This is a genomic window from Phyllobacterium sp., from assembly GCF_037994405.1.
Classification (GTDB): Bacteria; Pseudomonadota; Alphaproteobacteria; order Rhizobiales; family Rhizobiaceae; genus Phyllobacterium.
Genome location: NZ_JBBNAN010000012.1, coordinates 19,469 through 30,013 on the forward strand (window position 1 = coordinate 19,469; position 10,545 = coordinate 30,013).

Genomic DNA, 10,545 nt, shown 5'->3' on the forward strand with positions numbered 1-10,545 from the left:
GATCAATCTCCGATCGGTGAAGGCTTGGCGAGGCGCCTGGCAGCATTGAGACGGTTGTAGAGCGTGGCGCGCGAGACACCGAGTATTTCTGCGGTGTAAGTCGTTGCGTTTCGAATGCCGAAGAAACCCGAGCGATCAAGTTGGCCGATCAGCTCTTCGGTCGTGTTTGAGTCAAGGCCTGCAAGCGTCATGTTGCGTGCCGTGAGAAAGGCCGCGATCTCGTCATTGATGCGCTCTCGCCAGTCTGCGGCGAACAGCTCCGTTGCATGCCGCAAGGGCGCTGCAGTCGTGACAATGGCACTCAGTTGCTCGAGGGCCAGGCTGAAGGCTTCAATATCGTGGTTGATACACATCAGGCCAACAGGTCTTCCGGTCTCATCCCTGATGACGGTCGAAACCGATTTTAGCCTTCGGCCATCCCAGTTGGTCTTCGTATATGGCCCGATGATTGCCTGGTCGAAATCAAGATCCATGATGTCGAGGAGCGAAGAGTCGCCCGGTCTGCGTTTGGAGAAGCAGTTCGCAATATGAGTTATCGTGTTGGTGGTGAGATCATGCAGCACGACTTCTGCATGGGGGGCGAAAAGGCGTCCGATGCTGTCGGCGATAGGGCGAAAGGCGTCAAGATCAAAGCTCATTTAGACAGAATGGCTAAATTATATAAAATGTCAATAGATTCCAAGTTAAACAACAGCTGCGCATTTGACAGACCAGTGCGCGCGCCGTTGTCAGCGTGGGATTTCGAGCAGCTAGTGACATGCGCCTTGAATGAAACTTCACATTTGCACCGGGTAGGACCAGTATGTCCGCATGGGTTGAAATGCCGAAACTGCGGCGAGAACGACCCGAGAGGAGGATGTCATGGGTGAGGATCATGTCTACAAGAAAATCGAACTCGTTGGCAGCTCGCCCGAATCGGTTGATTCAGCGATCAAGAACGCCATCGCGCGCGCATCGCAAAGCGTGAGACAACTCGACTGGTTTGAAGTGGACCAGATCAGAGGTCACATCCTTGATGGTAAGGTGGCCCGCTTCCAGGTAGTCCTTAAAGCCGGGTTCCGCTTGGACTAAAGCGAGGGCTGATCCAGTCAACGGATGAACTCTGCAGCCGCTCCCTTTCCATCCTTTACTCGACGGTGCGGTTGATTGCGTCAAACAATTTGGCTCTGAGAACTTTAGGCATTTTGGCCCGTTTGAGCTGTCGCGGCAGTTCAGCGAAAGCCTTGGCTTGCTCAAAAAGTGAGTTGCTGGCTTCCTTCTTGCTCGTCGTTCATCAATTCACCCCCCAAGGCGGGCGCTCAACACAATGTCGAGTCGCGGCAGCAGCAGCAATTTCAAAGGAACGTTTTGGTGAGCCGACGTGGGGGACCATGAAGTAGAAATTGACTGGCGGAGAGAGCGGGATTCGAACCCGCGTTACGCTTTTGACGTAAACACACTTTCCAGGCGTGCGCCTTCAACCACTCGGCCACCTCTCCGCAATACGTCCGGCATCTGGCCGGTCGGGTTGATTCTTGTCAGCCAGAAAGACCGGCTTCAAGAGCACCGTCAACCATCGGTCACTCATTTTGGATAGGCACGCGATGCACGTCGATGGTTAGCCGACAGCGACCCCGTGCGGCGCGCACTATAGTCAGAACAGGCTCTTGTTCAACTCCTATTTCAACATAATCGCGCTTTGCCGCAATTTCGTGGGCTTCCCTCTGAAATTGCTGGGAATTTTCTCGAATATTTCCTCCCTTGCCATCAAAATACCGGTAAAATTCAATTCATTCCGCTCCTGTCCGGCGCTAGAATGCCGGTCTTTCAGCCTATTCGTGGAGACAGATGTGATCCGATCGCTTCTCAGGCTTCTTGCCTATATTGCCCTTAGTCTGGCGATCATTGCCGCAGTTCTTGATGCCGCCCGCTCGGTTGGCGCGTCGCATGTGATCATGACATCGCTTCAAGACAGCTGGCAGTCCATCTCCGCTTCTTCGCTCACTCTTGCCGAAGCCTATGTCAAAACCCACATTTACCCCATTCTATGGGACCCGTTGATGCTATGGGTGCTCGAAACGCCCACCTTTATCGTTTTTGCCCTGCTGGCCTTTCTGCTTTACGCGATGGGTTACAAGCGTCACAACAGGGTGGGACGGTTCGCCGCTCGTTGATGCGTCATTGCCCCTTATCCTGGAGGTATCTCAATGTTCATCATCGACATGTTCAACAAGAAAACCAAAATGCCTGATGCTGCTGAAGCGCTTCCGGGGCGTGCCACACCGATTCCCACCGCCGAGACGCATTTCGTCAATGGCCGCCCGCTGAAAGGCCCCTGGCGCGACAATCTCCAGACCGCCATGTTCGGCATGGGTTGTTTCTGGGGCGTCGAACGGCTGTTCTGGCAGGTGCCGGGCGTTTATGTCACCGCGGCAGGCTATGCAGGCGGCATCACGCCGAACCCCACCTACCAGGAAACCTCTACGGGGCTGACCGGCCATAATGAAGTAGTGCTTCTGGTGTTCGATCCGAACGTCATCTCCTATGACGAACTCCTGACGCTGTTCTGGGAAGAGCATGATCCAACACAAGGCATGCGCCAGGGCAATGATATTGGCACGACCTACCGCTCTGGCATATACACGTTTACGCCCGAACAGAAGGCTGCCGCAGAGCAAAGCCGTGACGCCTATCAGAAGGCGCTCAACGTCGCGGGTCGTGGCAAGATCACCACGGAGATCCTTCAGGCACCCGAATTCTACTATGCGGAAGACTATCATCAGCAATATCTTGCCAAGAATCCGGCTGGCTATTGCGGCCTGCGCGGTACTGGCGTCTCTTGCCCTATCCCACAGGCAAAGGCCATCTAACAGACTGAATTGACAGGATTTTCGAGCGTTGTGTTGCTCATCGAGCGACGCTGGCAGCGATATTTGACCATCAGGCAAAATTTCGCGTGAAATTTGCCTGCTGGCATGCAAGATTGCTGGCGGGGCGGCTGCCATCTGACGTTGCCGCAACGATTTCAAGGGTCGACACAAAGTTGATCCTGCTCAACAAAATCCAGAGGGTTGGTATCAAATGAAGCGTATTGTTCTTGGTCTCCTGGCTGCCACTGCGATGTCCGTCTCGGCCTTCGCGGCGGATGACAAGCCAGCCGTCATTTACGATCTTGGCGGAAAGTTCGACAAATCCTTCAATGAAGCTGCGTTCCACGGCGCCGAGAAGTACAAGGCGGATTCCGGCGTCAAATATCGCGAGTTCGAAATCCAGAACGAAGCGCAGCGCGAGCAGGCATTGCGCAAGTTCGCAACCGACGGCAATTCGCCAATCGTCATTGCCGGCTTCTCGGCTGCTGCAGCAATCGAGAAGGTCGCAACCGAGTTCCCGGATACCAAATTCGTCATCATCGACGCAGTGGTGGAAAAGCCAAACGTGCGTTCGGTTGTCTTCAATGACAATGAAGGCTCCTATCTAGTCGGCGTGATCGCTGCAAAGTCATCCAAAACCGGTACCGTCAGCTTCATCGGCGGCATGGACGTCCCGCTTATCCGCAACTTTGCTTGCGGCTATGTCGGCGGCGTCAAGGCCACCAATCCACAAGCCAAGGTGATCCAGAATATGACCGGTGATACGCCAGCCGCCTGGAACGATCCGGCAAAGGGCGGCGAAATCGCCAAGTCGCAGATGGACCAGGGTTCGGACGTCATCTTCTCTGCCGCCGGCGGCACAGGTATCGGCGTCCTGCAGGCAACCGCTGATGCCGGCAAGTTGGGTATTGGTGTCGACTCCAACCAGAACGGTCTGCATCCGGGCAAGGTTCTGACTTCCATGCTGAAGCGCGTGGATGTCGCGACATACAACGCCTTCAAGGACGGCGCCGACGGTAAATTCACCTCTGGCGTCAATGTTCTTGGCGTCAAGGAAGCCGGTGTTGACTACGCCGTCGACGACAATAATGCCAAGCTGATGACCGATGACGTCAAGAAGGCTGTGGAAGCAGCCAAGGCCGACATCATCTCCGGCAAGGTCAAGGTCCACAACTACAATACGGATAATGCCTGCCCGTATAAATAAGCGTTGATTTGTCAGCGAACTCGAAGCCGTCGGTCCATACCCGGCGGCTTTGTCTTCAAAGTTCCCGGACGGTCTCCCATAATTGCCAAGTCTAGGAGAATGTACATGACCGCGCTTGCCGTTCTTCTCAGTATCCTCGCCGCCATTTCCATCGGCGCGATGAGCCCCGGTCCAAGTTTTGTCCTGGTCTCCCGCATCTCGATCGCGTCCTCGCGGACCCACGGTCTCGCTTCGGCATTGGGTATGGGGGTTGGCGGCGCATTCTTTGCCGCATTGGCTGTGCTGGGCCTTACGGCTCTCCTGATGCAGTTCGAATGGCTTTACCTGTTGTTGAAGCTGCTTGGCGGCGCGTACCTCATCTATATTGCAATCCGCATCTGGCGTGGCGCATCCCAACCGCTGGTCCTGTCCGATACAGGCGGGCCGAAGAGCGGGATATCCGTCTCTCGCGCCTTTTTGCTCGGCTTGATCACGCAGCTCAGCAATCCGAAAACGTCGATCGTCTATGCGAGCATTTTCGCCGCGCTCATGCCGCCGGCCCCACCGCTCTGGCTTCTCTTCGCCTTGCCGCCAATGCTTTTCTGCATCGAGGCGGGTTGGTACGCCGTCGTGGCCTTTGTATTTTCAGGGTCGCGTGCCCGGCAGATTTATGCCCGTTTGAAGTTATGGATCGATCGCGGAGCTGGTGCGGTCATGGGCGCGCTGGGGCTGAAGCTGATGGTAGAAGCGATCAAGGCCAAAGCCTGATCAGAGTTCACGCGCCAGAATAACAAGACCGGCATCATTGCCAGTGAGTGTTTCAAACTCCTGCCATCCCAGACGTCGATAATAATCGACCTTGCTCGTGTAGAGATAAAGCTCGGTATGACCCTGATTGCGCGCGGCACTTTCTGCGGCTCTGACCAGGTGCCGCCCCACACCCTCGTTGCGCATCTCGGGAACGACATAGAGACTGGCCAGCCAGGGTTTCAAATGGGCGTGGCTGTCGAGATCCTTATCGATCAGGAGAACGAGACCTGCAGGCAACCCCGACAGAAAGGCGATAAAGGCCTTCTGCCGGCTGGATGGTTCCAGGAACCCGAGAAACGCGTCAACGATAGCTTCCATCGTATGACCGGTGGATTGACCCCACTCCAAGAAATTCCAACGCGCGCATAGCGGCACCAGTTCGGGGTGATGTTCGAGCGGTTCGACCAGGATCATCGTCAATAGTGTGGAGGCTTGGTTACGGGAATATCGGGTGCAGTCTGTTCCTCCAGCACGAGGAACCGGTCAGTCAGCGCGTCAAGCTTGCGGCGCATGCCTTCTATGACCTTCCATTGTTCGGATACCTGGCCGGAAAGTTCCTCGATGGTCTTTTCCTGCTCGGTCACCAGCATCTCGAGGCGGGTCAAACGGTCCGTGTTGTCGGCTGTCATTGCTCGTCTCCGTTTCCGTCCAGCCTTCTCTCTAGTCCGGGTCCCGTCACGGTTCAAGTTTGATGACCGGCGATGGCTGTTAAATCTTGTTTTCTTGACTGGAAAGAAAAAAATCCCGTGTTAGGGTCAAATTTCGAAAAGACGACAAAAGCTGCATAACAGCGGATGGGGACATGGCCGAACTGGCGATAGAACTTGTTGGAATTGATAAGCGCTTTGGTGCCGTTCACGCCAACCGCGACATTCATCTTCGTGTCGAAAAGGGCACGATTCACGGCATTATTGGAGAAAATGGCGCTGGCAAATCCACGCTGATGTCTATCCTCTATGGGTTCTATCAAGCCGATAGTGGTGAAATCCGGATCAATGGATCCTTGGCCAATATTCCAGACCCGAATGCCGCAATCGCATTGGGCATCGGCATGGTGCATCAGCATTTCATGCTGGTTGAAAATTTCACAGTGCTCGAAAACGTGATGCTTGGCGTTGAGGGTGCGCCGCTCCTCAAAAATGGTATCGCCAAGGCGCGCGCCGAACTGAAGCGGCTCGAGCGGGAATATCAGCTGGACGTCGATCCGGATGCGCTGATCGAGGAGCTCCCTGTCGGTCTGCAGCAGCGCGTGGAAATCCTCAAAGCACTCTATCGCGGCGCGGAAATCCTGGTGCTCGATGAGCCGACGGGCGTATTAACCCCGCCCGAGGCCGATCATCTTTTCCGTATCCTCGAACAGCTGAAGGATCAGGGCAAGACCATTGTCCTCATCACGCACAAGCTGCGCGAGATAATGGCAGTAACGGATGATGTTTCCGTCATGCGCCAAGGCGCAGTTGTCGCGACGCGAAAGACGCTGGAAACGACGGTCGAAGAGCTTGCGGAACTCATGGTCGGCCGCCGCGTGCTGCTACGGGTGCAGAAGGGCGAGGCAAGGCCCGGGGAAATCAAGCTTTCTGTCGAGAATCTGACGGTGCGCGATAGCCGCGGTGTGGTGATGGTGGACGACGCCTCATTCACCGTTCGCGCCGGCGAAATCGTTGGGATTGCCGGCGTTGCTGGCAACGGCCAATCGCAGCTGATTGAGACTATCGCAGGTATCCGCACTGCAGTCTCGGGCCGCGTGCTCCTTGATGGACAGGTCATCGACATTACGGGGGCTGCCGATCCAGGCGAACTGCGCGATCGGGGGCTCGCCCATGTGCCGGAGGACCGTCATCACATGGGCCTGGTGCTGGCCTTCGAAGAATATGAAAACTCGATCCTCGGCTATCATGACGATCCGCTCTATCTCAACGGACCATTTCTCGATCTCGATGCCATCCAGGCCGATGCGCGCAAGAAGATCGAGAAATATGACATCCGTCCTGGCGACCCGCGGCTGAAGACAGCCAATTTTTCTGGCGGCAACCAGCAGAAGATCGTGCTCGCGCGCGAGATGGAGCGCGATCCGGGCGTCCTCATCATCGGCCAGCCGACGCGAGGTGTTGATGTTGGCGCCATCGAGTTCATCCACAAGCGCATCATCGAGATGCGTGATGCGGGCAAGGCTGTGCTGCTCGTCTCGGTGGAACTCGATGAAATCCGCTCGCTCTCCGACCGCATTCTGGTGATGTTCGCCGGCCGCATCGTCGGCGAACGCGACTCGGACGCCAGTGAAGGCGAACTGGGCTTGCTCATGGCCGGTGTCGAGCAGCAGGAGGCGGCGGAATGACGACGCAGGCACTTGTCGTCATCGATGTACAGAACGCCATCGATGATCCGAAATGGGGCAGGCGAGGCCAGCCGGAAGCGGAAGCAGCCATCTCCCGATTGCTCGCCGCTTGGCGCGAGCGGCGCCTGCCTGTCATTCATGTCCGTCATGATTCCACCGATCCAACTTCGCCCTACAGACCCGGTACGCAAGGCAATGAGTTCAAGGCACAGGTTGCACCGCAAATTGGCGAGCCTGTTGTCGACAAGCGCACCAACAATGCCTTCATAGGCACTGACCTCATGGATGTTCTGGACGAGTTGCAGGTGCGTAGTCTGGTCGTCACCGGTGTGCTCCTCGAAAACTCCGTCGATGCCACCGTACGAATGGCCGCCAATCTCGGATTCGAGGTAACCGTACCGCAGGATGCAGTCGCGAGCATCGACCGCAAGGATCATCGCGGCAAGCACTGGACCGCCGAGGACGTGCACGCCCTTACGCTTTCCATCCTTGATGGCGAATATGCCCACATCTCAACTTCCGAAGCGATCATCGAGACCTTGCCATGAGCCAGCCCTTTGCCAAACTGCCTGCTTGGGCCGATTATGGTCTCCTGCCGTTGATCAATTTGATTGTCGCTTTCTTCGTGGCCGGGCTTGTCGTTCTGCTTGTCGGGGAAAGTCCGATCGATGCGGCAGTGTTGATGGTCAAGGGTGCGTTCGGCTCGGGAGATGGTGTCGGCTACACGCTTTACTATGCGACGAACTTCATCTTCACCGGCCTCTGTGTCGCTGTCGCATTCCACTGCGGCCTGTTCAACATTGGCGGCGAAGGCCAGGCTTATATTGGCGGTCTTGGCGTTGCGCTGATCGGGCTCGGCCTTGGTGGTTTTCTGCCGTGGTGGCTGACCTTTCCCCTGGCAGTCCTGGCATCGGCGCTTGTCGGTGCCTTATGGGCGCTGATCCCGGCATGGCTGCAGGCCAAGCGTGGATCGCACGTGGTCATCACCACGATCATGTTCAATTTCATCGCGGCCAGCATCATGGTCTACCTTTTGGTCGGCCCGCTGAAACCTCTGGGCAGTCAGGCGCCGGAAACCCGTGTCTTCGGCGAGGGCGGACAGTTGCCGGGCCTTGGCTGGCTGCTCAATCTGGTCGGGCTCAATATGCGTTCGGCTCCGCTCAACATCAGTTTCCTCTTGGCGCTCGTGGCTGCCTTTGTGGTCTGGGTGCTGATCTGGCGCACCAAACTCGGCTATGAAATCCGCACTATGGGCTTCAGCCCCAAGGCTGCTCGCTATGCCGGTATCAGCGAACTGCGCATCATCATCATCACCATGATGATTTCGGGTGCGCTGGCAGGCATGATGGCGCTTAACCCGATCATGGGCGCACAACATCGGGTGCAGCTGGATTTTGTCGCCGGGGCCGGCTTCGTCGGCATTGCCGTGGCGCTGATGGGCAGGTCCCACCCCGCAGGCATCGTATTGGCCGCCATACTCTTCGGCATGCTTTATCAAGGCGGTGCCGAGATCGCCTTCGACATGCCCAACATATCCCGCGACATGATCGTCATCATTCAAGGGTTGGTCATCCTGTTTGCTGGTGCGCTGGAGCATATGTTTAGGCCCTCGCTGCAACGTATTTTTCAGCGTATCGGCCGGGCGAAGCGCGAGACTGCGCCGGCTGTGGTTGCAGGGGGAGGCCAATAATGGAACCGCTCACGACAATCCTTCAATTGTTCGATTCAACCATTCGGCTTTCGGTGCCCTTGCTGCTTGCCTGTCTGGCAGGGCTGTATTCCGAGCGCTCCGGCATTTTTGATATTGGTCTCGAAGGCAAAATGCTCGCCGGGGCTTTTGCGGCGGGTACGGCCGCCACCTGGTTCGGCTCGGCCTATATTGGCTTGCTCGCGGCCGTTCTCATTTCGGTTGCGCTTGGTCTCGTCCACGGCTTCGCCTCCATCACTCACCGCGGCAACCAGATCGTCTCCGGCGTTGCAATCAACTTCATCGCTGCAGGCACGACCGTCATCCTCGGACAGGCCTGGTTTCAGCAGGGTGGACGGACGCCCTCACTGCCCAATGAGGCGCGTTTCAATCCGATCGATCTTCCGGGGGCCAACGCACTGAAGGATGTCCCAATCATCGGTCCGATCTACTACGAACTGATCTCCGGCCATTCGATCCTCGTCTATCTGGCTTTTGCCATGGTGCCTTTCACCTGGTGGGTGCTGTACCGGACACGTTTCGGTTTGCGTTTGCGGGCAGTCGGCGAGAATCCTGCTGCCGTCGATACGGCCGGTGTATCGGTGCCATGGCTGCGCTATCGTGCAGTGATCTGCTGCGGTGTGCTTTGCGGTGTGGCAGGAGCCTATCTGGCGACAGCTCAGGGCGCTGGCTTCGTCAAGGACATGACCGCGGGCAAGGGCTATATCGCGCTCGCGGCGCTGATCTTCGCCAAGTGGCGCCCGGTGCAGGCCATGTTTGCCTGCCTGCTTTTCGGTTTCCTCGATGCGGTGGCCATCCGCATGCAGGGACATCCTTTACCGCTTATCGGCGAAGTGCCGGTACAATTCATGCAGGCCTTGCCCTATATCCTCACCGTTATCCTCCTGGCCGGATTTATCGGCAAAGCCATCCCGCCAAAGGCTGGTGGTGTCGCGTACGTGAAAGAAAGATGAGAAGTTGCAAATGAGCAAGGACCTGTTCGATGCGGCCTTTGCCGCCATGCAGAAAACGCATTCGCCTTATTCGCAATTCCCGGTCGGAGCGGCCATTCGTACCAGCGACGGACGGATCTATTCCGGCTGCAATATCGAGGTGGTTTCCTATCCCGAGGGCTGGTGCGCGGAAACAACTGCCCTGTCGCATTTCGTCATGGGCGGCGGCGGCACGATTACGGAAATCGCGGTTGTCGCCGAAAAGAAGGCAAAATGCACGCCCTGCGGCGGTTGCCGTCAACGGCTGGCGGAGTTCGCCGGGCCTGATACGCGCCTGCACCTATGCGACAATAACGGCATCGTTGAAACCCTGACGATGAAGGAGCTGTTCCCGTATGGTTTCGAGGCCGAAGTGCTCGGGAGAGCAAGATGAGATCATACGGGAACGTTCTGCGGGAGGGAATTCGTGGACAAGGTCGAGGGGTTTGGCGAGGCCGATGTCTTTCCATCGGACCAAGCCGAAGCCCGAATTCACCCGGCCCTTCGGGTTTCCGGCTGGCGGACACACACTTTGTCAGCTGGTCTCAGCCGATGAACGACATCGGCCTTGCCACCTTCCGCGTGGAACGTCTCGCCATCCGAGAAACAGAACGGTCTCATATGACCTCATCTGGCTCTAAAGGTGCAGCATGATCGCACCGGCGACCGGAGCACTTATTCAAAGG

13 protein-coding genes and 1 tRNA gene are annotated in these 10,545 nt (G+C 56.9%); 10 read left to right on the forward strand and 4 right to left on the reverse strand.

Annotation, left to right across the window (positions count from 1 at the left end; all coding sequences use genetic code 11):
* Positions 1 to 2 precede the first annotated feature (2 nt).
* A complete protein-coding gene (locus AAAC48_RS00820; RefSeq protein WP_340652350.1) occupies positions 3 to 638 on the reverse strand; it encodes a PAS domain-containing protein in 636 nt (211 codons plus the stop codon).
* 223 nt (positions 639 to 861) lie between these two features.
* Between AAAC48_RS00820 and AAAC48_RS00825 the strand changes: the two genes are divergently transcribed.
* The gene (locus tag AAAC48_RS00825) at positions 862 to 1,071 is read left to right on the forward strand and encodes a dodecin (RefSeq protein WP_340652351.1); all 210 of its coding nucleotides are present in this window, start codon (positions 862 to 864) and stop codon (positions 1,069 to 1,071) included.
* A gap of 316 nt (positions 1,072 to 1,387) precedes the next feature.
* Here AAAC48_RS00825 and AAAC48_RS00830 read toward each other — a convergent pair.
* Positions 1,388 to 1,478 (reverse strand) — tRNA-Ser (locus AAAC48_RS00830).
* A 351-nt stretch (positions 1,479 to 1,829) separates the two neighbouring features.
* On the opposite strand from AAAC48_RS00830, the gene AAAC48_RS00835 reads away from it, so the two are divergent.
* From AAAC48_RS00835 to AAAC48_RS00850, 4 genes are all read left to right on the forward strand, one after another.
* Entirely contained in the window at positions 1,830 to 2,153 is a 324-nt protein-coding gene (locus AAAC48_RS00835) for a hypothetical protein (protein ID WP_340652352.1), read from the forward strand.
* Between the two features lie 33 nt (positions 2,154 to 2,186).
* The gene (gene msrA, locus AAAC48_RS00840) at positions 2,187 to 2,849 is read left to right on the forward strand and encodes a peptide-methionine (S)-S-oxide reductase MsrA (RefSeq protein ID WP_340652353.1); all 663 of its coding nucleotides are present in this window, start codon (positions 2,187 to 2,189) and stop codon (positions 2,847 to 2,849) included.
* 211 nt (positions 2,850 to 3,060) lie between these two features.
* Positions 3,061 to 4,056: a BMP family ABC transporter substrate-binding protein gene (locus tag AAAC48_RS00845; RefSeq protein WP_340652354.1), complete on the forward strand. Its 996-nt coding sequence runs from the start codon at positions 3,061 to 3,063 to the stop codon at positions 4,054 to 4,056.
* A gap of 105 nt (positions 4,057 to 4,161) precedes the next feature.
* Positions 4,162 to 4,803, forward strand: coding sequence for a LysE family translocator (locus tag AAAC48_RS00850; RefSeq protein WP_340652355.1), 642 nt, complete (start codon positions 4,162 to 4,164; stop codon positions 4,801 to 4,803).
* Here AAAC48_RS00850 and AAAC48_RS00855 read toward each other — a convergent pair whose 3' ends face one another.
* Together AAAC48_RS00855 and AAAC48_RS00860 are read right to left on the reverse strand one after the other, a co-directional pair.
* Entirely contained in the window at positions 4,804 to 5,259 is a 456-nt protein-coding gene (locus AAAC48_RS00855) for a GNAT family N-acetyltransferase (RefSeq protein WP_340652356.1), read from the reverse strand.
* A 2-nt stretch (positions 5,260 to 5,261) separates the two neighbouring features.
* Entirely contained in the window at positions 5,262 to 5,474 is a 213-nt protein-coding gene (locus tag AAAC48_RS00860; protein ID WP_340652357.1) for a SlyX family protein, read from the reverse strand.
* Positions 5,475 to 5,647: 173 nt separating this feature from the next.
* Here AAAC48_RS00860 and AAAC48_RS00865 point away from each other — a divergent pair, with 173 nt between their 5' ends.
* The 5 genes from AAAC48_RS00865 to AAAC48_RS00885 are packed head-to-tail and all read left to right on the forward strand — an operon-like array spanning position 5,648 to position 10,253.
* Complete coding sequence (locus AAAC48_RS00865; RefSeq protein ID WP_340652358.1) at positions 5,648 to 7,180, forward strand: ABC transporter ATP-binding protein; 1,533 nt, start codon at positions 5,648 to 5,650, stop codon at positions 7,178 to 7,180.
* A complete protein-coding gene (locus AAAC48_RS00870; protein WP_340652359.1) occupies positions 7,177 to 7,728 on the forward strand; it encodes a cysteine hydrolase family protein in 552 nt (183 codons plus the stop codon). The genes AAAC48_RS00865 and AAAC48_RS00870 overlap by 4 nt, the downstream gene beginning before the upstream one ends.
* Positions 7,725 to 8,870, forward strand: a complete 1,146-nt coding sequence (locus AAAC48_RS00875; RefSeq protein ID WP_340652360.1) for an ABC transporter permease — start codon at positions 7,725 to 7,727, stop codon at positions 8,868 to 8,870. The genes AAAC48_RS00870 and AAAC48_RS00875 overlap by 4 nt, the downstream gene beginning before the upstream one ends.
* Positions 8,870 to 9,841 (forward strand): ABC transporter permease, encoded by a 972-nt coding sequence (locus AAAC48_RS00880; RefSeq protein ID WP_340652361.1) that lies wholly within the window; start codon positions 8,870 to 8,872, stop codon positions 9,839 to 9,841. The genes AAAC48_RS00875 and AAAC48_RS00880 overlap by 1 nt, the downstream gene beginning before the upstream one ends.
* A 10-nt stretch (positions 9,842 to 9,851) precedes the next feature.
* Complete coding sequence (locus AAAC48_RS00885) at positions 9,852 to 10,253, forward strand: cytidine deaminase (RefSeq protein WP_340652362.1); 402 nt, start codon at positions 9,852 to 9,854, stop codon at positions 10,251 to 10,253.
* The last annotated feature ends 292 nt before the right edge of the window (positions 10,254 to 10,545 follow it).